This is a genomic window from Stieleria neptunia (assembly GCF_007754155.1).
GTDB classification, from domain to species: Bacteria; Planctomycetota; Planctomycetia; order Pirellulales; family Pirellulaceae; genus Stieleria; species Stieleria neptunia.
Genome location: NZ_CP037423.1, coordinates 7,550,139 through 7,573,233 on the forward strand (window position 1 = coordinate 7,550,139; position 23,095 = coordinate 7,573,233).

Below are 23,095 nucleotides of genomic sequence, written 5' to 3' on the forward strand. Positions count from 1 at the left end.
CTGCTTGCCACCCTCGCCGGCTCCGCCGACGAAGGTAAAGTGGGGTAAGCATCCTGCTTGCCACCCTCGCCGGCTCCGCCGGCGAAGGTAAAGTGGGGTAAGCATCCTGCTTGCCACCCTCACCGGCTCCGCCGGCGAAGGTAAAGTGGGGTAAGCATCCTGCTTGCCACCCTCGCCGGCTCCGCCGGCGAAGGTAAAGTGGGGTAAGCATCCTGCTTGCCACCCTCACCGGCTCCTCCGGCGAAGGTAAAGTGGGGTAAGCATCCTGCTTGCCACCCTCGCCGGCTCCGCCGGCGAAGGTAAAGTGGGGTAAGCATCCTGCTTGCCATCCTCGCGCGGCGAACCCTGGAGGCGGAGCCTCCAAGACCGTGTGTTCCCAGGCGGAGCCTGGGAACAAGATCTGACAAGTCGCCTCAGAATCCTGATCACACACCACACCTTGACCGAGCCATGGCACTTCAACAGCAGAATCGGCTCCTGAATCTCAACACGGTTCTCGGTGACGATGTGCTGTTGCTCACGTCATTCACCGGCAGCGAAGAAATGGGACGGCTGTTTCGTTACCAACTGGAAATGATCAGCGACGACCCCGGCATCAAGCCCCAAGACATCGTCGGCACGGCGATCGGCTGGAGCATCGAATTGGCCGACAACTCGCGGCGGCACTGGCACGGTTTCGTCAAAAGCCTTTCACGCGGCGACGTCGACGGACAGGACCGGCGCAACTATCGCGTCGAAGTCGTCCCTTGGTTGTGGTTCCTGACCCAGACCAGCGACTGCAAAATCTTTCAAGACACCAAGGTGCCCGACATCCTCGATGAAGTGCTCGGCGAGTACAGCTTTGCCGATTACAAGCCGGACTTTTTGCTCGACCATAAAGAATGGGAGTATTGCGTCCAGTATCGCGAGACCGATTTCAATTTCTTGTCGCGATTGATGGAACAAGAAGGGATCTTTTATTACTTCAAACACTCCGAAGGTGCTCACCAAATGGTGATCACCGACCACAAGGATGGTTACTACACGCTGCCGGAGGCCGACGTCGATTTCCCCGACGACATCGGCTCGCGTGCGATCGACGACCACTTGACGAGCTGGGAACGCAAGTATGAATTTGTGCCCGGGAAATGGGTGCAGCGCGACTACAACTTTAAAACCCCCAGCGATGATTTGATCACCGACACGGGCACGGTCGTCGACCTGCCGGAAGTCGGCAATTACGAGATGTACGACTATCCCGGCGAATACCCCGACAAGGGCGTCGGCGGCGGCGAAACCCGGTTGCGGATCGAGGCCGAGGAGACGCGTCACGACATCGTTTCGGCGACCAGCCTGTGCAAGACGTTCCAGGCCGGCGGGCGTTTCACCGTCGATCAACATCGCGACAGCGAGGAACAGGGCGCCGAAGTGGTGATCACCGCGATCCAGCACTCCGCCAGCGAGCCAATGGCTTATGAGACCGGCGGCGACGGCGGTTTGGCCTATCGCAACTCGATCACCTGTCTGCCCTCCTCACGCGTCTTCCGAACGCCACGGAGCACCGCCAAACCGATCATCAGCGGCGTGCAAACGGCAATCGTCACCGGTCCGCCCGGCGAAGAGATTTATCCGGACGAATTCGGCCGAGTGAAATGCCAGTTTCACTGGGACCGTTACGGCCAGCATGACGACAAGAGCAGCTGCTGGATCCGTGTCTCACAGGTCCACGCCGGTTCGGGGTTCGGAGGCATCAGCATTCCACGCATCGACGAGGAAGTCGTCGTCAGTTTCCTCGAAGGCGATCCCGATCGACCGCTGGTCACCGGTCGCGTTTATCACGCCCAGAACATGCCGCCCTACGGGCTGCCCGATTCCAAGAATATCAGCGGGCTGAAATCAAACAGCACCAAGGGCGGTGGCGGTTACAACGAGTACGTCATGGACGACACCAAGGGCAACGAATTGATCCGCGAACACGGCCAATTCGATAAAGATTCAACCATCGAAAACGACCTCCGCGAGCATGTGCTCAACAACCGCACCCGCGATGTCTCGGTGGATGAAGCGGTCAGCATCGGCAGCAACCAGGAAATCAACGTCGGCGCCGACCGCACCGTGAATGTGGGGGCCAACCAAGAGGTTTCCATCGGGGCAAACTCATCGCTCAGCGTGGGGTCGAATCGCGACACCACCGTCGGGGGCAATCGGACGTTGAATGTCAGTGGGTCGCAAGAAAACAACACCGGCACCAGTCGATCGACCTCCGTCGGTGCCTCCGACACGCTGAACGTCGGAGCGGCGCTGGAAATCAATGCCGGATCCGCGATCAGGCTGATCGTCGGCGGGTCGGCAATCGAGATCGGACCGGGTGGAATCAAAATCTCCGGGCCGATGGTGGACGTCACGGGCGCCGGCCCGGTCACCATCACCGGCGCCGTCGTGAAGGTCAACTCCTAAGATTACAGGCATCGAAATTGATGACACAGACGTCCACCAAGCCAGCGCCGACGAAGCGAGCAGCCGTCAAGCCAGCGTCTGAGGCACCAGCAGCACCTGAGGCACAAGCGTCTGCCACCGATTCAACGACCCTGCCGCTGCGGCACGGCCAGTCGATTCAAGTGCAAACCGTCGACGACCGACAGACGTTGCACTTGATGTCGGTCGACGGCAAGTGCCGGCTGGAAATCCAGATCACCGAGGCCGGGCCGGTGCTGATGTTGGGCGGCGCCGGACTGCAGGTCTCCGTCGAGGGACCATTGGCCTTCGATGCCGGCCACGTTGCGATTCATGGCCGCGATTCGCTGTCGTTGTCGACCGACGGGGATTTAAGCCTCAAGAGTGCCGGCAAGATGCATTCCAGCGGTCACACCCAATGCATCGAATCACAGCGTGGGGATGTTCAAGTGACGGCCAATGATGATGTGCGGCTGACGGGTGAACGCGTGCGAGTGAATTGTTAGATGATCCCATGCAACTAGAAAACTCAACTCGGTTTCCGGCGCTGTTGTTTCGCGGCGCCATCGACGAAGATCGATTCTGCGCGTCGGTGACGTGTCGTGCGACGTACGACCTGACGCCCCAGGGGTTGGTGCTGTCCGACGAGCAACCTTGGATCGTTTCCGCCGAACCCTGGGAAGGGCCCCATGGCGGGCCGATGGATTCCGACGAAGTGTTCTATCGGGGCGGCGTGGACGTCCTGGTCTTCGGCCAGGCATCCGCCTTCGGCAACGATCCGACGCGAGGCCAGGTGGTCGTCCGTGTCGGAGATGCGTTTCAATCCGCGGTGGCGGTGTTTGGTGATCGTGTCTGGATCGAGCAACAGGACGAACTGGTCCCCAGTGATCCAGAGCCGTTCCAATCGATGCCGCTGGAACTGAACCGGGCCTACGGCGGAAAGGACGTCTGGGATGAACTGGACATCCCGTTTCCCGACAACCCCGACGGTTGCGGCTATTATCTTTCGCGCGACAGCGCGGTCGGGTCGCCGCTGCCCAATTTAGAAGATCCCGCCACCCCGATCACCAACTGGGAGGACCAACCCGAACCGGTCGCGACCGGCACGGTGCCGATGGCGTTTGGTCCCAAGCTGAAACGGTTCATGGTGATCGACGAAGTCACCGGTGAGATGAAGAAACTCGATCCCCGGTTCTTCAACAGTGCGTTCCCCAACTTGATCGTCGACTCGGTTCGGCCCGGTGATCCGGTCGTGGTCGAAGGCATTTTTCCACACGGGTCACTCGCGTTCCAAGTTCCCGATCTGGATCTGGAAGTGATGCTGCAATTCGACGACGAAGAAATCATCGCACCGCTGCAAATCGATCAGATCGGAATCGAATGTGAACGCAAACGTGTCTTCATCGGATGGAGATACCCGTTTCGCTATCGTTTTTATCCGCTGCAAAAACGACGCTGCGTCCTGCGATCGAGGCAGCAGCGCGAACAACCACACCCGATGGCGGCCGCAACGCCGGATTCAGGAGCAGATCAATGCACGCCGTGATGAAGCACTGGCACCCGATGATGGGCATTGATTTCCATATCCCTTGGCCACCGGGGTCGCCCGCGCCGGCCCCTTCGCCCGTCCCCTACCGCACGGGCATGGTGCTGATCGGCACCAGCATGATCGCCTCCTATGCGCCGACCCACCTGAGCATGGGCTATGGCATGTCAATGCAGCAGGGCACCGATATCGGTTTTCTGATCCCACATATCGGTCCGCCGAGTGTTTTGCTGGCCATCGAGATTCCGCTCAGTTCATCCAAGTCGTATTTCGGCGTCGCACGCTATCCGGCCGAAGGCAAACCGATCTGCGTCGCGATGTCGCTGATGATCAACTTGAATCTGAACTGTGGCACACCGGTCCCCACACCGACCGGGATGGTGTTGGCGTTGAACACGCACATGGTCGCGATGACGATGGCCGACATGATCTACGGCAGCGTGCACATGTTGCTCGATTTTGGGCTGCAGTCTCTGTTGCAGTGGGCCGGCGGCAGGGCCGGGGGAATGATCGCGGCCAAGTTTGAAATGCAGATCGCTTATCTGACGTACCGGTTCGGCCCCCAATTGTTGTCCAAGGCAGCCGCCAAAGCGTTTCTACGATCGTCGGGGCGAAGCATCAAGGGACGCGACATCAACCGCTTGGCGCGTGAATTCGCCGATTCGCACAATGCTCGGGTTCAAACCGGTCGCAACGCGGTCCCCAGCCTGACCAGTGAACTTGCCGGCAACATCACCGGCTGGTTCACCGGCGGACCGATGGGCGCCGACAACGCAACCATCGGCGGTCCCACGCTGGTCGACCAGGTGAACGTTGGCGGCACACCCGTCGGAAATATTCCGACCTCATTAGCCCAAGGCGCCGCCGACTACGTGAACGAGCCGAGCGTGCCCGAACATCCCTCCGCGCCGCCGGCAAGTTCATCACCCGACGCAGGCCCGCCGGCGCCCGACGCAGGCCCGCCGGCGCCCGACGCAGGCCCGCCGGCACCCGATGCAGGCCCGCCGTCATCGGATGCCGGGCCGCCGGGGGGATCAGGCGACGACGCGCCGAACGCCTCCTACCCGCCCGACGACGGCGGCGTCTGTGGGCCCGATCCACCGGGGGCGAATGAATGAATCCAAACGCATCGCAACCGGAGTCATCGACCGACGAGCTTCCCGTGGCCACCCAGGTTTCCGGCAGGGCGTCCAACGGCGATTTTATCCTTTCGGTGTTGGCCAAACGCACCTACCGAATGGTCGACAACCGATGGGAGGTCGATGAAGAACAGGAGCCACTGTTCGGCGATCCGCTCGCCAACGCGGATCATCCCGCGTTGATGCAGCGTGACACCGACCTTCATCCCCAGAAAGAAAAAACAGACGTCATCATCAAGGGCCACGCGTACGGGAATGGCCGCACTACGTTCTTGGCCGGTGTGGCCGTCGCCGAGCATCGGATGATGATTCACGTCAGCGGCGACCGGATGGTAGATCGTTCACCCGCAGACCGTTTGTGTTTCTCGCCTCCCCAGCCGGTCGACAAGATTCCGCTTTGCTATTCACACGCCTATGGTGGTGTCGACGCGGTGTCGGAAAAGAAATACGGCAACCCGTTCTTGGAGCTTGCCGACCAGTATCGCGGCGACGAAATCGATTTGGCGGCGGCCAGTCCGTTTCGCTATCCGCGCAACGGCGGCGGCATGGGCTACCTGATGGAATTTGACCCCGCGTCATTCGACCCCATTCCGCTGCCCAATCTCGAAAACCCGTCACAATTGCTGACGCCCGAAACGTTGCTCTACGGCGACGTGGATCAGTGGCCCTTGATGCCGCTGCCGGCCGCGACCGACTGGCTCGATTACGGAGCGTTTCCCCGCAACGCCTTGATGGGGTTTGTGCCGTTGTTCGACCCGCAAATCACCACGGTGCTTGAAATCCAGGCGGGCTATGTTCCGGCGGAGATTTGGCACGAAGACTTCACAGGCAATCCGGCGACCTACATCGCCGGCCTCAACGGTGCTTCGTTGCCGTTGCAACTGCCCCACCTGACCGGCGGCGAACCGCTGATGCTCCGCAACATACATCCCCAGTTCGAACAATGGGGATTCAACCTGCCGGGTGAGGTGCCGACGCTGCGAACCGATGGCCGACAAGGAAAGCTCAACGACACCCGGCCGGTCATTCACACCGTCGTGATCGATCCCGACACGCAACGCATGACGATCCTCTGGCGAGGCTCGGCAAAAGCGCTGCGGCCGTATCTGCCGGATGAATTGGAACGCATGCCATTTGAGGTGATTTGGGACTGATGCGGATCATCGTTCGCGTAACATCGGACCTGCATCACGGTCGACGGTTTTGGCTGCGACCGGGACAGAGCGTCGATGTGGGCAGTGCCGAGTCCGCCGAAAAGGTCTTTCCGCGATCCGGGCTGTTACCCAATCACTTCCGTATGGAATGTCAGTTCGACGGCGGTGTGCTGACCGCGCTCGGTGGGCTGACGCTCTGCAACGGTGTGCCGGTGGGGCAAACCACCCTTGCCGACGGCGATCGGATCCAAGCCGGTCAGATGCAGTTTGACGTCGAGGTTGACGGGGCAAAAACGGTGTTGGAAGCAGCCGATTCGGTGCAACCGGCCTCCGCAAGCCCGACCGCGGGCCCGAGCAAGGGCCAGATCGACGACGATCACGACGGGGTCTGGCACATCGTTCGGGCGAGTGACAACGCGACGCTGCTGCAGGCGAAACCGACAGGCGACAACGATCCGCTGGCACGCTATCGATCGATGATCGCCGCGACCGATCCCGCAGCGTCAATCAGAGTGTTTCGTTTGATGCCTGCCGGTGCACCGCCCGCCGATGCCGCGGCCACGAGAATCTTTGTCGCGCAGCATCTTTGCGGAGACATCCAAGAGCGGTTGTCGGTGTCACTGGAACAAATTCCCGATCCGCTGGAGCAGTTGCCCCCGGATCGCCAACAGGACATCGTCGGCTGGATCACACGGTGCGACGACGAAGGGATCGCGCGCGTCCTGGGCTTGGCCGCTCAAGGCCGGGGTACGCCGCTGGAACGGCCGCACCCGGAGTGGATGCTCCGCAGCGCGGATCCGATCGAGTTGACAGAGTTGTTCGCCGATTCGAGTGATTCGTTTCTCGACAATTTGGTGGACGGATTCGATCTCGTTTGGGGCCGGTGTGGCGACCCGCCCCAGTGCTTCGTCCTCGTCAAAACGAACTTTTCTGGTTTTTTCCGTTTCGAGCCGCAACAATCACGCCGATGACCCGAGAACGGTAGTGTGCATCGCGGCGAAACAGCTCGCCCAGGCAATGAATCACTACTTTCCGCGTTTCCCCACTCAAGGAACAAACGATGGCTGCTTACATTAAATTCGATGGCGTCGACGGTGAATGCAAAGACAAAGATCACAAGGGATGGAGCGATTTGCTGTCGTTCAGCCAAGCAGTCCATCAACCCGGTGGTTCGGCCACCGGTTCGACGCGACGCCGCGGCGACGTGATCCTGGAAGACATCTCGTGTGCCAAGGAATTGGACAAGTCGAGTCCGAAAATCGCCGAATCGGTCTGCAAGGGCAAGGTCTATCCGAAGGTCGAAATCGACGTCACCGCGTCGTACACCGATGCCGGACGTGTGACGTATTACCGCTATGAACTGACCAACGTGCTGGTGACCAGCTACAGCATCGGCGGGGCCGGGCAAAGCGAATCGGTACCGACCGAAGACTTCTCCTTGAACTTCGAAGAAATCAAGGTGACCTACACCGAAAACGATTCCAAGGGTAAGAAGAAGGGCAACGTCGAGTACTCGTGGAAGGTCGAAGAAGGCGAAAGCTGATCGATCGCCCCGACGTCTTGATTGCGACGGTCCGTTTGCCGCTGCGGTGAACGGGCCCGTTTGCGTTGGGCCCGATTGCGTTGGGCCCGATTGCGTTGGCGCCGACCGACTCACGTGCAACTTGCCTAAGACCACACCACACCTTGACTGAGCCATGGCACTTCAACAGCAAAACCGCCTCCTGAATCTAACCACGGTTCTCGGTGACGATGTGCTTTTGCTCACGTCCTTCACCGGCAACGAAGAATTGGGCCGGCTGTTCCACTACCAGCTGGAGATGATCAGCGACGATCCCGGCATCAAGCCGCAAGACATCGTCGGCACACCGGTCGGTTGGAGCATTGAACTGGGCGACAATTCCAGACGCCACTGGCACGGCTTCGTCAAAAGTCTCTCGCGGGGCGACGTCGATGGGCAGGACCGTCGCAACTACCGCGTCGAAGTCGTGCCGTGGTTCTGGTTTTTGACCCAAACCAGCGATTGCAAGATTTTCCAAGACACCAACGTCCCCGATATCATCGACGAAGTGCTCGGCGAGTACGGCTTTGCCGATTACAACCCCGACTTTCAACTCGATCACAAAGAGTGGGAGTACTGCGTTCAATATCGCGAAACGGATTTCAATTTCTTGTCACGGCTGATGGAGCAGGAAGGCATCTTCTACTACTTCAAGCACTCCGAAGGTGCTCACCAGATGGTGCTGACCGATCACAAAGACGGCTACTACACGCTGCCGGAAGCCAACGTCGACTTTCCCGATGACATCGGAACCCGAGCGATCGACGACCACCTGACCAGTTGGGAACGCAAGTACCAATTCGTTCCGGGGAAATGGGCCCAGCGGGACTACAACTTCAAAACGCCGACCGACACGCTGGGCACCGACACGGGGACGGTCGTTGACTTACCCGACGTTAGCAACTTCGAAATTTACGATTACCCCGGCGAGTATCCCGACAAGGGCGTCGGCGGCGGCGAAACCCGGTTGCGGATCGAGGCCGAGGAGACACGTCACGACATCGTTTCGGCGACCAGCCTGTGCAAGACGTTCCAGGCCGGCGGGCGTTTCACCGTCGACCAACATCGCGACAGCGATGAACAGGGCGCCGAAGTCGTGATCACGGCGATCCAGCACGCCGGCAGCGAACCGATGGGGTATGAAACCGGCGGCGGCAGCGACGGGTTCCTGTATCGCAATTCGATCACCTGTTTGCCGGCGTCGCGCGTCTTTCGAACTCACCGCAGCACGGCCAAGCCGATCATCAGCGGCGTGCAGACGGCAATCGTCACCGGGCCGGCCGGCGAAGAAATCTATCCGGATGAATTCGGCCGCGTGAAATGCCAGTTTCACTGGGACCGTTACGGCCAGAATGACGACAAAAGTAGCTGCTGGATCCGCGTCTCGCAGGTGCATGCCGGATCCGGATTCGGCGGCATCGACATCCCGCGAATCGACCAGGAAGTCGTCGTCAGTTTTCTCGAAGGCGACCCGGACCGACCGCTGATCACCGGACGCGTCTACCATGCCCAAAACATGCCACCCTGGGATTTGCCGGCCAACAAAACCCAAAGCGGTTACCTGTCGCGAAGCAGCAAGGGAGGTGGCAAAGACAACGCCAACGCGATCCGCTTTGAAGACCTCAAAGGCGAAGAACAACTTTGGATCCACGCCGAAAAGAACCAAGACATCGAAGTCGAAAACGATGAAACCCACTGGGTCGGGCGCGACCGAAAGAAAACCATTGATCGCGACGAAGACACGGAAGTCAAAGGCAACCGAACAGAGGTCGTCCGAAAAAATGAAACGATCACCGTTCATGGAAGTCGAACCGAAACGGTGCACGCCGAAGAACAATTGAGTGTCAAAGGCAATCGACGCGAGACCATTTCAAAAGACCACACGCTGGTGATTGATGGAAAACGCACCGAAACCACCGCAAAAAATGAAACGCTGAGCGTCAAGGGCGAACGGTCACGAAGCGTCAGCAAGGACGAGAACATCTCCATCGACGGAAATCAAACGATCGGAGTCGGCAAGAGTGCGTCTCTGGACGCGGGCAAGGCCATCCTGATCAATGCCGGTGATTCCATCACGCTGAAGACCGGCAAAGCATCGATCGAAATGAAAAAAGATGGCACCATCAAGATCTCGGGCAAAGACATCACCATCACGGGCAGCGGGAAAATCAACGCCAAGGCGAGCGGCAAAATGACTCTCAAGGGCAGCAAGATCGCGGAGAACTAACCGGCTGGACCGCGCCGAGACATCGCCATGTTACAAGTACACAATCAGACCGATTACGAAACCGCGATCAGCGTTTTGTTCGACCAAGACGGTATCGAGACCGCCTTCATCGTCGTCAAAGCGACGCTGCGGATCGACCAACCCGATCAACCCGCCGAGACGCAATTGCCGATCTTTTACGTCGACGAACATTGGGGCGATCCGGAATCCACCAGCGTCCAATACCCCGCCGACATGACGTTGAGTAAACCGGCGACCGATGTGATCCTCAACGGAACCGCCCACGCCCCGGGATCGGCCCCCACCACCCAGGTCGATGTCCAGCTGGATGTCGGTGACACCAGCAAAACCGTGCGGGTCATCGGGGACCGCGTCTGGCAGAAAGGACTCGTCGGCATCTCGCCGTCCAAGCCGGCCGAATTCGTGTCGATGCCGCTCGTTTACGAACTCGCCTTCGGCGGCGCGGACGTCCATCCCGACGGTCGTGAAGATTGGGCGACAGAAAATCCGGTCGGCCGAGGGTTCCTCGCGTCCGACAAAAGCGGCAACGCCGACGGAGCGCCCTTGCCGAATTTGGAAACGCCCGGACAAGAACTCAAGCGTTGGTCCGACCGACCCACACCCGCCGCGTTCGGGGCAATCGCGGCTCACTGGACTCCCCGGTCGACCTTCGCGGGAACCTATGATGAAAACTGGGAAAAGAGCCGCTCGCCTTTTTTGCCGACCGACTTCAACCCGACGTTCCTCAACGCGGCTCATCCGGATTTGATCTGCGACCCGTATCTGCAAGGCGGTGAAGCGGTCCGCATTCGCGGTGTCCACCCCGAACAGTGGATCCAGTTTACGCTGCCGACTAAGCAGTTCCGAATTCGGTATCAGCTTGCCGGACAGGAATCGGAGGCAGAGCAGCGTCTGGAAACCTTGCTGATCGATACCGACAAACGTGAATATGCAATGGTTTGGCGCGCCGCGGTCCCCTGTCCGAAACAAGCGACGAAACTGAATTGGATTGCCGTCGAGGAATTGACTCCTACCAATCGGCGGGCTTGATCATGACCATGGCAATCATCGCTGTCGACATCGCGTGCCCGGTGGGTCTGTGTATCGAACAAGCCGCGACATCCGTCGCCGCCGGCGTCTCACGGATCGAAGAAACCAATTGGATCGCGCCCAATGGCAATCCGATCAAGATGGGACGGATCGCCGATGATGCGCTTCCGCCGCTGATCGAGGAAATTGCCCAGGATCGATCGCTGACGCAACACGCGCAGCGGTTGATTCGATTGGGCTCCATTGCCTTGAAAGCGGTCACCGAAAAATTGGGCGAACATTCGGCACCGGTTCATGGATTTTTCGCGATGCCTGAATCCGGCGGCGGTTCGCACGGCGACCCGGCGACGCTGGTCCAAAGCGCGCTGGCCAATACCGAGACGAAGCTCAAGTTCGCAGCCACGCATGTTTTCACCGGCGGCCGTGCATCGATGTTCCAAGCCCTGCTCGCCGCGGAGACCTTCTTGGCACAGACCCCCGATGCGATCGCCGTGGTCGGCGGAATCGATTCGTTTCATGACCCGATCCTGTTGAGTCAACTGGGCTCGCAAGAACGTCTGCTGACCGATGGCGTACAAGATGGGATGATCCCCGGCGAAGGTGCAGCGATGCTGATCTGTATCGACGCGGACAGTGCGGCATCGATGAACGTGCAGCCGATCGCGCTGATCAATGCCGTCGCAGTGGCCGAGGAGCCGGGGCACCTGACGAGCGACGATCCCTGCATGGGAGACGGTTCGACCGAAGTCCTTGCGGGGGCGCTGAAAGATTGTGAAGCGGTCCATCACGTGTACCTCAGTTTTAACGGCGAACACATCTGGGCCCAGGAATGGAGCATCGCGTTTTTGCGACACTCGGATTGTTTCGTCCAGGGCCACGGCGTGCATCATCCGGCTGAACACTTCGGCGACAGCGGGGCCGCAAGCGGGGCGATGATGACAGCGTTATCCGCGTTTGCCTTGGCCTCGGGAAAGGCCTCGGGGGAACATCTCGTTTGGTGCGCCTCCGACGGTCCCCTGCGTGGCGCGTGCACCCTTTCCAGTCCTCTCCAACCAGCGAGCTAATTCATCATGGCACAAACAGTCTTCGCCAATTGCCGGGGCGTGATTCATAAAGGATCCGGGACCATCAATTTTGCGTTCCCGGATGTCTGCAAGACACCCACGCCCGGCGGCCCGGTCCCCATTCCCTACCCGAATCTCGGCAAGGCCGCCGATACGACCAGCGGCAGCAAAAAGGTCAAAGCCGACGGCCAGATGATTTTGAACAAAGGCGCAAAATACATGATGAGCACCGGCGACGAACCGGGCACGGTCGGTGGCATTAAGAGCAACGTGTTCAAGCAGAATTGCGAGTTACTGATGTACTCCTTCGACGTCAAGGTCGAAGGCAAGAACGTCGGCCGGCTCGGCGATCCGCTGTGGCACAACAAGAAAAACATCGCGATGTGAGGAGCCCGAAATGAATACCGGAGGAGCCGATGTGCCGGGCGTTTCGCCCACCGAACAATTGCACGCCTGTGATTGGAAACAGTGCGAAGAAGACCACAAAAAGAAAATCGACTACCCCGGCAACGGCAAAGTCGATCGCAGTAGCAACTATTCCAACCAATGGGGTGAACACGAACCTTGGGTGATGAGCGGCAATGCGGGCAACACCGGCAAACGCGCCGAACTGGCCGACTATCGAAAAGAAACCAAGAGTGCGCGGTACGCCGTCAATGCCGCCGCGATGACCGACCCCAATTACCACACGCAAAAGCATCACCTGATCTCCGTCAACCTGTTCGGCAAGGTGTCGGATCTTGCGCATGACGCTGAACTGATCGGATATGATGCCAATCACATCAACAACGGCTCCTGCTTTCCCAGCTATGCGTACGATATTTTTCGTCATGACATGCAGTGCCACCGCGGTTCACACCCCAATGCGGTGTACAACGACCACATCATGCCGATCTTGCTCAATTTAGAGAAGAAATGCATCACCTATTGCCAACGAGACTCCAACTGCGATACATCACCCCAACAGGGGCTGATCCAGAATCTCAATGCGATCTCGGCGGTTTGTTTCACCAAACTGCTCTATTGGGAATGGTTCCTGAGGTCAAAAGAAAAAGCGCTTCGTGAACGAAAGGAAAGTTTTGAACGACAGAATCTGGCCGTGCCGACCTAGTGCTCTGTCAGCTTTCAATTTTCGAGCCTGCGTTTGTCGAGCGGAAAAGGGGTCAGGTACCAAAAACCAAATGGCCCACAGGGTGCTTCGCATTTTTGGTACCTGCCCCCTTTTCCGCGGTACCCTAAGAATAAAAGTTGACGAAGCACTAGTGCTCTGTCGACTTCGATGAATCGTCATTCACCGTCTCTTTGGAATTGAACATGTATTGGGTTTGGACAAACCGTCGTGAATCAGAAGACGAAGCCACGGTCAGCCGCCGCCCGGCGGTGATCTCGGAACGCCGCCTGAGGTTCGACGACGGCTCGGCGATTACCGAAGAAGTGCCGCTGATCGAAATTGATATCGACGCCGATTCCGGTAGCGTGCTCACCGAGAATCTGGTCGCCAACGCGACGACGGGGTTACTGTTCTCCGAAAAATTACGCAACGTTTTGCAGTCCGTCGGCGTCGATAATCTGCAATACTTTGACTGTGTGATCCATTTCGCCGCCGAAAATCGAGATGTCACCGATTATCGTCTCGCCAACATCGTGGGGCGAGTGGCGTGCGTTGACGAATCGACGTCCGATTTCATGTACATGCCGTCGGATCCGACAGAGATCATGATGATCAACAAGCTTGGCATCGACGAATCCAAAATCGAAGACCTGCTGATGCTGCGACTGCATGAGTACGACCAGATCATCCTGGTCCATGAAAAAGTCAAACAGGCCGTCACCGATGCCGGCATTTCGGGTGTTCAGTTTTTTAAACCCGAAGACTACAGACCCTAACGGTACGGAGCGTTCCGGTGTCATCGACCGAATCGAAAAGCAACAAGCCCAGCTACCATGCGGTTGCCCCCGTCTTGGCCCCCGCGACCGAGCTGACGGGAGTTCAGTCCGGCAGAGTGGTCGCGATCGCTCCCGACGGTGACATCCTGGTCCAAGTCGACGGTGCCGGCGACCAATTGACCGCATGCGATTTTCTGCAAGCCTCTTCCAGCGACTGCCCCGTTTTCGCGGTGGGGGATGAAGTGCTCGTCCACGTCGGCCCGCCCGGCGGTCGCGGTTGTGTGCTGGGGGCCAAGAAGCGGTACGATCCGACGGCGTCGTCGGACCAGCCCGTCGTCTCCGACACCGAGCTGCCGGAACACGTGGTCGTCGAAGCCGGAAAATCCCTCTCGCTTCGCTGTGGCGAGACGACCATCAAGATCACCAAAGAAGGTAAAATTCTGATCAAGGGCGTCGACATCCTGGCGCGGGCCAAACGGACGCATCGCATCAAGGGTGGGACGGTTGCCATCAACTGAACATCTCTCTCCGGCGAAGGAGCAATGCCGATGGCGATAATCCTTGATATCCTGGTCGAACACCTCGAAGAAACCGAGTTCTTGTGGTCCCAGCGGACCGAAGCGATTCGCTCGCCCGAGTATTTCGGCCACGAAATCCGGGAACTGGACGCTCGGATCGACGCCCACCTGCAAGGATTACTCGTCGGCGGAGAGCATTGTGTTGAATTCGCGGTTCCCTTGTTGGCCGAAGAAGACCGCTTCATGGCCTTCGCCGGGGCGTGGTGTCTGGCGCGGTTGGGGTTCGGTCAGCGGTTGCTGGACCAGCTGGACGAATGCAACCTGGATGGTGTGACCGAGGCGCTTTGCCACGGCGAAATCGATGCCATCGAAGGCAAACTGAACGAACTCTACTCGTCCGCTCCGCCGAGCGTTGCGTCGGCCATCGGACTGGTCCTCGCATCACACTGTCGCTCGCCCCCAGCCAGCCGGCTGGGCGAATTCTTTGAACATGACGATCCCCAGGTGCGACGCCGCGCTTGGGAGACCGTCAGTAGGTCCTGCCGCACTTAACTCCACCGTCGCACCGATCATGACATCGCCCATCCGCCGACCAAGTCTTCGCTTCGATCACGCCGCCCCGCAATGGCAACGCTGTGAAGCATTTTTTAGCGGCAGGGCGCGAGCCCTCCGGTGTTTTGGCAGAGAGGAAGAACCGGAGGGCTCGCGCCCTGCCGCTAAGACCTCAAGAAACACATGGAAAAAATGCTTCACAGCGTTGCCGCAATGGGTTCGGCGATGAGGATCGTTCTGGAGATCATCGCCGGTACCTACGCCGGCCGCAAGAAAGCGTTGCGCGCTCCGCTGGTTCTGGTCGTCGGCCGCGGTGAGTCGGCCGACTGGATTCTGCCGCACGACACCACGATGTCGTCGCGACATTTTGAAGTGTCCGTGAACCAGCAGGGTTGTTTCGTCACCGATCTGAACAGCACCAACGGGACGACAGTCGACGGCGAACGGATTGATCAGCGGCCGCTGGATGACGGGAATCAGATTCAAGCCGGATCGACCGTCTTTCGCGTTTCCATGACTCGGCGTGCCCCGCTGTCTGCCCCGCTGTCCGCGCCGCTGTCCGCGCCGATTACCGGACAGCAATCGACAGCCGCCCCGCCCCCCGCCGAATCTCGCACTGACGCTCCGCCGCAACCACCGCCACTGAATGCCGAGCCACTGACTCCGCCGCAACCACCGGCACCGCCCCCCCCGGCACCGCCCGTCTCGGTGAGCGACGTGCTGCGTCAAACCGAACGGATCCGTTCCGGCGGTGTCGCCGAAGACTCGGCGGAGTTTCATGTCAGCAGCCCTCCCTCGCGTCGGTTCACCGGCGCGGTCATCGAAGTCGTTTCCGATCGCGACCACGGTCGTAAGTCGATGCTTCGATCCGGGCACTCCATCACGGTCGGTCGCTCGGAGCAATCAGATTTCGTGATTCCGGATCCTCAGTTGTCCGCGATTCACTTTCAACTTGCCGATGATCGATCCGGATGGCAGCTGACCGATCTCAATAGCACCGCGGGCACGACGGTCAACGGCGTCAGGGTTTCCACAACGTTGCTCAAAACCGGTGATCGGATCATTGCCGGGCAGACCCACTTCGTTGTCACCACCGGCGAGTCGGCTCCGCTGGCGGGCGGCCGCGATCAAGCCATCCTTCCGTTCCAAGTCGGCGTGCGCGATGACGATCCGCAGGTTCGCCGCGCTGCGATCCGAGCGGCGGCTTGGTCGAGGGAGCCATGGCTATTGGATTTTTGCCGTGGGTGTGCGAAAGCACCAAGTCCCGACCAGTGGGATGGGCTGGAGATGTTGTCCGTTCTGGGTCGACCTAGCGACCTGCAGTTGATTCGCGGTCTGGGCCGCTGTGCTGATTTGGGCCCGAATCGTTTCGAGCTGCTCGCCTCGTTCGCGCACCCAGCTGTCGTTCCCGATCTGATTGACGTCATCGGCGGCGATCAGCTCAAGGAGGCCGTCGCGGCCGCGTTGGCATTTTCGCGCATCACCGGAGTTGACATTGCATCGGGCCAGCGGGCCACCTTGACGACGGACGAGAACGGTGACGACGAGGAGTTTGACGAGGAGGAGGTGATGGTCCCCGACGCGGCGAAAGCCGAGCAGCAATGGGCTGGACTTGCCGAGTCCTTTGCGTCGGGCACCCGCGTTCATCAGGGGATCGAAACCAGCGTGACGCCGACGCCAGAGTTGCTGGAAGCGCTTGATATGCGTTCACGGTGGGAGGCTTGTGTGCGTGGCAAATACGAGGGCACGTGGAACGGTGCCCCGTTTGATCTGGAACGATGGATCAATCCATGAACTTTTTCAGGTCCAAGGTCGATCGTCCGATCGATTGGTAGAACGTCTTCAGCCCTTCGCGGTTGAACGACATCGCCTGGCCGTCCGGGAAAAAGCCGACGACCAGTTCATCGGCCGCCAGATTGTCCAGGCTGTCGAAGGCTTCTTGCGATCCGTGCAACACCCGATCCTGGTCGAGTTGTTTGTTGACGTCTGCGGCGACCTTTTTGATGTCGGTGTTGGTGAAATCGTCGGTCAGGGTCCCGGCCGGCTTGCCCGCGCGGGCGTTGGCCGTGTTGTCGACGGCGAGCGCCAAGTTTCGTCCTTTCGCGTTGGGATCGATCACGCCCATCAAATCGTAATCTCCGACCAGCGGTTTCTGTGACAGCGGGTCGACGACCTGGCCCGGCTCGACCGGCCAATCCGCATTGCCGACGTCGATCGTTTCCCCTTTGCCGTTGGTCGCGGTGCGGCGGTTGCGGTCGACGACGAAGTATTGCTTGGTGCTGCCCGAGCGAACCGTTTTCTGCGCCTTGGCGACCTCCGAGACATCTTTGCACGTCACGATGCCGGTTTGCTTGCTGGTTTTGAACTTGATCTCTTTCGGTTTCGCCGGGAACCCTTTCTGGATCCAGCGAACCGATTTCGGATTGGTCTGACGCACCAGGATGATCCGTGGCCGGTTCGGGTTGGCGGCGGCGCGCAGGAACGCACGAAAGTGATTCGGCGGCATCCCCGCGTCGGCGGCGGTTGCCGCCTTGATGATCCCGCGCATGTTCTTGATTTTCGGACCATAGCGTTTGGCGCCCTTGGCGATCAGCGCCATGAAGGCCGCCACGCCGACCACCGCCAAAAAGTTCGCCAAATGTTTGGACGCCTTTTCCAGGTCCGCCTCGGTCCGCGCCGAATACGTCAGTTCCACAAAGGTCACGAAATCATTGCCGACCGACCAAACCTGCCACCCCAAGAACCCCAGCCCGACGATCAACAACAGGGCGTCGGCGATGAATCCCACGCCGAAGTAATGCGACCCCGCCCAGACCACCAACACACCGACGATGATTCCGATGCTGGCCGGCGACAGCATCGCGGCGAACTCTTCCTGAATCTCGGCGGGCAACTTGGGGACCGTCAAATGCAACACTTTCACAAAGCGATCGTCCAGCGACATCGCTTCCACACCTCCGTCCCGCCCGACGGATCCTGGCGTGGGCATCAGCCGACACTGGTTGGTCCCGGAATCGCTCGGCAGCGTCGCATCGCTCGTGCCCACGGGACCGGGAAGGCGTAAGTCAGCCATCGTGAAAACGCTCGTTCGAGGAAGGAGGAAAAAAGGCAGATCGGGTTACTTCGCATCGCTGCGAAGACGCCGAGCCAGCGAGGTTCTTTCGAGATTGTATTTCACATCGTGTGGGGCGATTACGTTGCCGCCACGGATCTCTTTCGGGTTGTCGCCGAAATAGATCCGCCAAAACCCTGCCGATCTCGCGCCGATCCAGTTCTTGGGGTCGCACCACGTCACCAAGTCGTCTTTTTGACCATACACCTTGATGCGGTGATTGATCCCCCGCGGCCAGGCGGGCGAGGGGGAACTGATCGACCGCACTTGCAAGTTGCTCATCCCTTTGGTGCCGTAAAGCGCTTGAACGGCCCACAGCGCAAAACTGGTCACCAAGTTGCCTTGCGAATGAGCGATGATGATCTTGGGACGATTCAGGTTGCGAGTGATTTCATCAAACAACGACAATGCGGCTGCGTTGCGACGCAGCCCCTTGCGAACTTCGTCGACCGTTTTCTTTGCCGGCTTGATTTCGCTGGGTGCAATCCAGGCCTCCCGCAAAGCATGCAGGTACGGCGCCGAAATGCGGCCCGCCACGCTCGTGCCGGCGATTTTGTTGATCGCCGATTCGCTCAACCGATCGCTAAAAAAACCTTCCTCGCCGATTTGACTGCCGAAAATTCGAACCCAGTCCCCGACACATTGCTTCAGATCTCCCAACATCCCGTCGGTTGCGTTGTAGACGCCCGTGACCGGCGTCTTGGTGATCGACGAAATCAAGATCGCGATGTTCTGGTGGACGTCCGGCGGCGTGTTGATCCCGTTGACGTACAGGAATTGGGTGCGAATCTTCTTGAGTTGTTTGCTAAAGCGATATTCTTGAACGCTCCCGTCACCCTTGGGCAACGGGTTGGGAGGGATGGGGTTTTCAGACATAAATCCACTGGCAATAAGGGCACGACGAAACGCTTCGACCGGTCTGTCTCCATCATCGCGTCGAGGGCGCTGGAGTTGTCAAGTTTCTGAAAAAAGAATCGCCAAGTGCTTCGTCAACATTTAATCAGAGGGTGCCTGCCCCGAATGGCACGGGCAAGCGTGTTGGTGTGCAGGCTTGGGGGACCGTCCAGCTTGGGACGACCGGTGTTGCGAGTACGATGGCCCTTCCGGGCCGTCGTCCGTTGGACTCCCGACGACGACCTAGAAAGGACGTCGTACAAGGACGTCGTACAAGGACGTCGTAAAACGGGTCCGCCGGCCGCAACGCTACGGCCAGCGCAACAGGACTTGCCCCTGGTCGTCAAGCAATCGCAGGTCCTTGACGGTCGCCGTCCCATCTCCTTCCCCCACGTCCAGACGCAGTTTGTGGAGTCGCAGCTTGGTATCGAGTCGGATCGTGTGGTCGCGCCATTGCCCCTGTTTGTCTAACTCAAACGCAACGTGGTTCCCGTTGGGCAAAGCCGTCTTGGCGTCGGTGGTATAAAACACGTCACCACCGCCCTCGGCGCGACGTTGCAACTGGAACGCCAACGCGTACGGTCCTGCGGGCAGCGTCGCGGGCAAACGGTCAAATGCCAGCCCCGAATCTTCGCCGCTAAACTGCAGCCGGAGCTCGTCGTCGGCGATTTCCAGCTTGGTGTTCTTTCGCGCCCGGATCGCCTTTCCGGATTTCGCGGACCTCGAGTTTGTTTTCGCTTGACCGCCTCGCCGTGATTCACTCGGGTCGGCATCGAAGTGAGTCCATTCGGGATGACGATGGGGTAAATTCGCCGGCCCCACGGGCGCGTACGCTCGATCGGGGGCGTGAAGCAGTTCGCGGGCCATTCGGGTCCACCGCTGAACCATCGACTCCACACGCTCCGGTTCCCGCTCGGCCAAGTCCGTCCGTTCCGTCCGATCGACGGCAAGGTTGTACAGTTCCCAAGCGCCACTTCGGAAACTGACGATTTTCCAGTCTCCCTGGCGAAGCCCGCGATCGGAGGCGAACAGGAAATGCAACGGTTGTTTGCGTTGAAGGGTCTCGCCGTTGAAGACAGGCCGCAGTGATTGCCCCGATACCGGTCGCAAGGAGCGCCCCGGGTACTCGGTCGGGATTTTTGATTCGGTCACCTCGGCAAACGTCGGCAAGATGTCGATCAGGTGGGCGGGCTGGCGAACGACCGAACCGGCGTCACGCCGGATGCCCGCCGGCCAATGCACGATCGCCGGCGTGCAAATCCCGCCTTCAAACTGGTTCTGCTTGTAGTAACGAAATGGACTGTTTCGCGCCCAAGCCCAACCGGTCGAATCACTCCATGTGACGGTTCCGTCGGTCGGCAGCGCGTCCAGCTTGTTGCTGCGTCGATCATACGGACACGCACCGTTGTCGGAAACAAACCAGATCAAGGTATTGTCAAACTCTCCGGCTTCCTTCAAATCCCCGACCAGTCGACCGATCTCTTGATCCACGCGATCGATCATCGCCGCCAGTGTGGTCATCCGCTTCACTTCGAAACGCTTCCGGGCTTCGGACAGACTGTTCCACGCGGGGACGTGTTCGGGACGAGGACTCGGTTGGCAGTCGGCCGGTAACAATCCCAGCTCGACTTGTTTGGCAACTCTGGATTGGCGAATTTGATCCCAGCCGGCTTCATAACGCCCCTGGTATTTCGCATAGTCCTGTGGCAACGCCTGCAGCGGGGCGTGGGGCGCGTTGAAGGCGACATAGAGATGCCAGGGTTTTCCGCTTTCCCGCGCGTCGCCCAAAAACTGCAAGGCGAAGTCGACGTTGGCGACCGTGGTGTAAAAGTCTTGCGGGGGAACGGTCCATGCATTGCCGTTCAGGCGAAACGTGTTGTCTCCGCGAAAATAATTGCAGGCTCCGCTGAGATGGCCGAAGTAGCGGTCAAATCCGAAGTCGGTGGGCTGTTGTTTCAAATGCCATTTTCCGGTCATCGCGGTGAAGTAGCCGGAATCGCGAAGCACCTCTGCGCTCGTGACGGCATGGCGGAGCGCCGTGTCGCCGGCCGCGATGCAGTACTGGCCGCTCAACAGGGACACCCGCGAGGAGTGGCATTTTGCGGTGTTGTAGAACTGAGAGAATCGAAGTCCGCCGTCAGCAAGTGCATCCAAATTCGGCGTCTCGATTTCGCTGCCATAGCACCCGACGTCCGAAAACCCGAGATCATCGACCATGATCATCAGCACGTTGGGGCGGTCTGCTGCCGAAGTGGTCGCCGGGGGAATCAGCAGCAAAGTGAATGAAGTGAGGAGCCAGGTTGCGAGACGCATCGAGCAGCCAGTGGGTTACGGTGAAAGTAAGCGGCAAGACAATAGGGGCAAAACGATGGAGGCAGAATGATGGGGAGGCAGAATGATGGGATGGCAGTTGGGGTTCCGCAGGTCTCCTTGTCTCCTTGTCTCCCCACCCTCCTACCCCGCTGCCGATTCCACAAACGCCTACGCCAACAGATCCTTGACCACATGCGCCTCTTCGACGCCGGTCAGCCGTTGGTCCAATCCACGAAACGGGAAAGTCAGCCGTCTGTGGTCGATCCCCAGTTGGTGCAAAATCGTGGCATTCAGATCACGGATGTGGACGGGATCTTCGACGATGTTGTAACTGAACTCATCGGTCTGACCGTAGGTCATTCCGCCCTTGATTCCCCCGCCGGCCATCCAAACACTGAAGCAGCGTGGATGGTGGTCGCGGCCGTAATCGGTCGGTGTCAGTTTGCCCTGGCAAAACGTGGTGCGTCCGAATTCGCCGCCGAAGACGATCAAGGTATCGTCCAGCAATCCGCGTTGTTTGAGATCCGCAATCAGTCCCGCGGACGCCTGGTCCACATCGTACGCCTGGCCACGCAATTTCTTGGGCAGCCCGACGTGGTGGTCCCAGCCGCGATGAAACAATTGCACGAACCGCACGCCACGCTCGACCATCCGTCGCGCCAACAGGCAGTTCCGCGCGAATGATCCGCTCTTGTGCACTTCGGGACCGTACTGGTCGAGCACATGCTCGGGCTCGTCACTCAAATCGGTCAATTCGGGCACGGACGTTTGCATCCGAAACGCCATCTCTTGCTGGGCGATCGTGGTCTTGATTTCCGGATCACCGACTTCGTCCAAGTGTTGTCGGTTCAACTCCGAAACCAAATCCAGCATGTGCTGTCGACCGGGTGGGGTCACGCCGGGTGGGTTGGACAAAAACAGCACCGGATCACCGGACGGTTGGAACGAAACGCCCTGGTGCTTTGACGGCAGGAACCCGGATCCCCAGAGCCGGCTGTAGAGCGCTTGCACGTTGCCGGTGCCGCCGGTCCAGAACGCCGAATTCATCACCACAAAGTCGGGCAGGTTTTCGTTCATGCGTCCCAAGCCGTAGCTGAGCCAGGACCCCAAACTCGCTTTGCCGGGAATCTGCGACCCGGTGCAGAAAAGCGTTTTGGCGGGGTCGTGATTGATCGCGTCGGTATTCAACGATTTCACGATGCACAAATCGTCAGCGACCTTGGACAGGTGCGGCAACAGTTCGCTCATCATCATCCCGCTTTTTCCTTGCGGAGCGAACGAGAACATGGAAGGTGCGACCAGTTGCTGTTTCCCCTTGGTCATCGCCGTCACGCGCTGACCATTGCTGACACTCGGTGGCAACGGCTTGCCGAACTGTTGGTGCAGTTCCGGCTTGTGGTCGAACAAATCGATTTGGCTGGGCGCACCGGCCATGAACAAGAAGATCACACGTTTGGCGCGGGCGGGAAAATGAAGCCCGTCGCCGGAAAGACCCGCAGCGCCTCCGACGGCCGGATTGGCATGGGAGTGTGTCTGTGAGATCAACGACGCCAGCGCGGTCGCCCCCAGTCCCATGCCGCAGTGACGCAACAGGCAATCCTTGAGAAACCCACGCCGATGATCGGTTGGCTGATTCGTGTCCATG

Annotated in this window: 20 protein-coding genes; 16 read left to right on the forward strand and 4 right to left on the reverse strand. The window is 59.4% G+C overall.

Features of this window, described 5'->3' with window-relative positions; genetic code table 11:
- Positions 1–450: 450 nt before the first annotated feature.
- The 16 genes from Enr13x_RS26265 (at position 451) to Enr13x_RS26340 (ending at position 16,925) form a co-directional block, all read left to right on the forward strand.
- Positions 451–2,436, forward strand: a complete 1,986-nt coding sequence (locus Enr13x_RS26265; RefSeq protein ID WP_145389890.1) for a type VI secretion system Vgr family protein — start codon at positions 451–453, stop codon at positions 2,434–2,436.
- Between the two features lie 20 nt (positions 2,437–2,456).
- Positions 2,457–2,939, forward strand: a complete 483-nt coding sequence (locus Enr13x_RS26270) for a hypothetical protein (protein WP_145389892.1) — start codon at positions 2,457–2,459, stop codon at positions 2,937–2,939.
- Between the two features lie 8 nt (positions 2,940–2,947).
- Positions 2,948–3,979: a DUF2169 family type VI secretion system accessory protein gene (locus Enr13x_RS26275; protein WP_145389894.1), complete on the forward strand. Its 1,032-nt coding sequence runs from the start codon at positions 2,948–2,950 to the stop codon at positions 3,977–3,979.
- Entirely contained in the window at positions 3,967–5,097 is a 1,131-nt protein-coding gene (locus tag Enr13x_RS26280; RefSeq protein ID WP_145389896.1) for a hypothetical protein, read from the forward strand. Before Enr13x_RS26275 ends, Enr13x_RS26280 begins: the two co-directional genes overlap by 13 nt.
- Positions 5,094–6,272 carry a DUF2169 domain-containing protein gene (locus Enr13x_RS26285; RefSeq protein WP_145389898.1) on the forward strand — a complete coding sequence of 393 codons (1,179 nt, stop codon included), beginning with the start codon at positions 5,094–5,096 and terminating at the stop codon, positions 6,270–6,272. The genes Enr13x_RS26280 and Enr13x_RS26285 overlap by 4 nt, the downstream gene beginning before the upstream one ends.
- On the forward strand, positions 6,272–7,243 hold the full coding sequence (locus tag Enr13x_RS26290) for an FHA domain-containing protein (protein ID WP_145389900.1): 972 nt from the start codon (positions 6,272–6,274) through the stop codon (positions 7,241–7,243). Before Enr13x_RS26285 ends, Enr13x_RS26290 begins: the two co-directional genes overlap by 1 nt.
- An 89-nt stretch (positions 7,244–7,332) precedes the next feature.
- The gene (locus Enr13x_RS26295) at positions 7,333–7,815 is read left to right on the forward strand and encodes an Hcp family type VI secretion system effector (protein ID WP_095736244.1); all 483 of its coding nucleotides are present in this window, start codon (positions 7,333–7,335) and stop codon (positions 7,813–7,815) included.
- A 154-nt stretch (positions 7,816–7,969) separates the two neighbouring features.
- Positions 7,970–10,060, forward strand: a complete 2,091-nt coding sequence (locus tag Enr13x_RS26300) for a type VI secretion system Vgr family protein (RefSeq protein ID WP_145389902.1) — start codon at positions 7,970–7,972, stop codon at positions 10,058–10,060.
- A gap of 27 nt (positions 10,061–10,087) precedes the next feature.
- On the forward strand, positions 10,088–11,110 hold the full coding sequence (locus Enr13x_RS26305) for a DUF2169 family type VI secretion system accessory protein (protein WP_145389904.1): 1,023 nt from the start codon (positions 10,088–10,090) through the stop codon (positions 11,108–11,110).
- Positions 11,111–11,118: 8 nt separating this feature from the next.
- On the forward strand, positions 11,119–12,174 hold the full coding sequence (locus Enr13x_RS26310) for a hypothetical protein (RefSeq protein WP_145389906.1): 1,056 nt from the start codon (positions 11,119–11,121) through the stop codon (positions 12,172–12,174).
- Positions 12,175–12,180: 6 nt separating this feature from the next.
- A complete protein-coding gene (locus Enr13x_RS26315) occupies positions 12,181–12,561 on the forward strand; it encodes a DUF4150 domain-containing protein (RefSeq protein ID WP_145216822.1) in 381 nt (126 codons plus the stop codon).
- A gap of 10 nt (positions 12,562–12,571) precedes the next feature.
- Entirely contained in the window at positions 12,572–13,285 is a 714-nt protein-coding gene (locus tag Enr13x_RS26320; protein ID WP_145389908.1) for an AHH domain-containing protein, read from the forward strand.
- A 203-nt stretch (positions 13,286–13,488) separates the two neighbouring features.
- Positions 13,489–14,061 (forward strand): imm11 family protein, encoded by a 573-nt coding sequence (locus tag Enr13x_RS26325; RefSeq protein WP_145389910.1) that lies wholly within the window; start codon positions 13,489–13,491, stop codon positions 14,059–14,061.
- A 17-nt stretch (positions 14,062–14,078) separates the two neighbouring features.
- Positions 14,079–14,579: a hypothetical protein gene (locus Enr13x_RS26330; protein ID WP_145389912.1), complete on the forward strand. Its 501-nt coding sequence runs from the start codon at positions 14,079–14,081 to the stop codon at positions 14,577–14,579.
- Positions 14,580–14,609: 30 nt separating this feature from the next.
- Positions 14,610–15,131: a hypothetical protein gene (locus Enr13x_RS26335; RefSeq protein WP_145389914.1), complete on the forward strand. Its 522-nt coding sequence runs from the start codon at positions 14,610–14,612 to the stop codon at positions 15,129–15,131.
- 183 nt (positions 15,132–15,314) lie between these two features.
- Positions 15,315–16,925, forward strand: coding sequence for an FHA domain-containing protein (locus tag Enr13x_RS26340; protein WP_145389916.1), 1,611 nt, complete (start codon positions 15,315–15,317; stop codon positions 16,923–16,925).
- Here the strand turns inward: Enr13x_RS26340 and Enr13x_RS26345 are convergent.
- The 4 genes from Enr13x_RS26345 to Enr13x_RS26360 form a co-directional block, all read right to left on the reverse strand.
- Positions 16,915–18,204, reverse strand: a complete 1,290-nt coding sequence (locus Enr13x_RS26345) for an ABC transporter permease (RefSeq protein WP_145389918.1) — start codon at positions 18,202–18,204, stop codon at positions 16,915–16,917. The two genes, Enr13x_RS26340 and Enr13x_RS26345, sit on opposite strands and share 11 nt — an antisense overlap.
- A 45-nt stretch (positions 18,205–18,249) precedes the next feature.
- On the reverse strand, positions 18,250–19,119 hold the full coding sequence (locus Enr13x_RS26350; RefSeq protein WP_145389919.1) for a hypothetical protein: 870 nt from the start codon (positions 19,117–19,119) through the stop codon (positions 18,250–18,252).
- 327 nt (positions 19,120–19,446) lie between these two features.
- A complete protein-coding gene (locus tag Enr13x_RS26355; RefSeq protein ID WP_261344212.1) occupies positions 19,447–21,360 on the reverse strand; it encodes an arylsulfatase in 1,914 nt (637 codons plus the stop codon).
- 258 nt (positions 21,361–21,618) lie between these two features.
- A complete protein-coding gene (locus Enr13x_RS26360; protein ID WP_145389921.1) occupies positions 21,619–23,094 on the reverse strand; it encodes a DUF1501 domain-containing protein in 1,476 nt (491 codons plus the stop codon).
- Between the last annotated feature and the right edge of the window lies 1 nt (position 23,095).

Coding starts and splice junctions, on each gene's coding strand:
- Enr13x_RS26285 (WP_145389898.1), top strand. CDS start 5,094: ATGAATCCAAACGCATCGCAACCGGAGTCATCGACCGACGAGCTTCCC.
- Enr13x_RS26270 (WP_145389892.1), top strand. CDS start 2,457: ATGACACAGACGTCCACCAAGCCAGCGCCGACGAAGCGAGCAGCCGTC.
- Enr13x_RS26275 (WP_145389894.1), top strand. CDS start 2,948: ATGCAACTAGAAAACTCAACTCGGTTTCCGGCGCTGTTGTTTCGCGGC.
- Enr13x_RS26320 (WP_145389908.1), top strand. CDS start 12,572: ATGAATACCGGAGGAGCCGATGTGCCGGGCGTTTCGCCCACCGAACAA.
- Enr13x_RS26325 (WP_145389910.1), top strand. CDS start 13,489: ATGTATTGGGTTTGGACAAACCGTCGTGAATCAGAAGACGAAGCCACG.
- Enr13x_RS26290 (WP_145389900.1), top strand. CDS start 6,272: ATGCGGATCATCGTTCGCGTAACATCGGACCTGCATCACGGTCGACGG.
- Enr13x_RS26300 (WP_145389902.1), top strand. CDS start 7,970: ATGGCACTTCAACAGCAAAACCGCCTCCTGAATCTAACCACGGTTCTC.
- Enr13x_RS26335 (WP_145389914.1), top strand. CDS start 14,610: ATGGCGATAATCCTTGATATCCTGGTCGAACACCTCGAAGAAACCGAG.
- Enr13x_RS26340 (WP_145389916.1), top strand. CDS start 15,315: ATGGAAAAAATGCTTCACAGCGTTGCCGCAATGGGTTCGGCGATGAGG.
- Enr13x_RS26350 (WP_145389919.1), bottom strand. CDS start 19,119: ATGTCTGAAAACCCCATCCCTCCCAACCCGTTGCCCAAGGGTGACGGG.
- Enr13x_RS26310 (WP_145389906.1), top strand. CDS start 11,119: ATGGCAATCATCGCTGTCGACATCGCGTGCCCGGTGGGTCTGTGTATC.
- Enr13x_RS26265 (WP_145389890.1), top strand. CDS start 451: ATGGCACTTCAACAGCAGAATCGGCTCCTGAATCTCAACACGGTTCTC.
- Enr13x_RS26360 (WP_145389921.1), bottom strand. CDS start 23,094: ATGGACACGAATCAGCCAACCGATCATCGGCGTGGGTTTCTCAAGGAT.
- Enr13x_RS26315 (WP_145216822.1), top strand. CDS start 12,181: ATGGCACAAACAGTCTTCGCCAATTGCCGGGGCGTGATTCATAAAGGA.
- Enr13x_RS26295 (WP_095736244.1), top strand. CDS start 7,333: ATGGCTGCTTACATTAAATTCGATGGCGTCGACGGTGAATGCAAAGAC.
- Enr13x_RS26280 (WP_145389896.1), top strand. CDS start 3,967: ATGCACGCCGTGATGAAGCACTGGCACCCGATGATGGGCATTGATTTC.
- Enr13x_RS26305 (WP_145389904.1), top strand. CDS start 10,088: ATGTTACAAGTACACAATCAGACCGATTACGAAACCGCGATCAGCGTT.
- Enr13x_RS26355 (WP_261344212.1), bottom strand. CDS start 21,360: ATGATCATGGTCGATGATCTCGGGTTTTCGGACGTCGGGTGCTATGGC.
- Enr13x_RS26345 (WP_145389918.1), bottom strand. CDS start 18,204: ATGGCTGACTTACGCCTTCCCGGTCCCGTGGGCACGAGCGATGCGACG.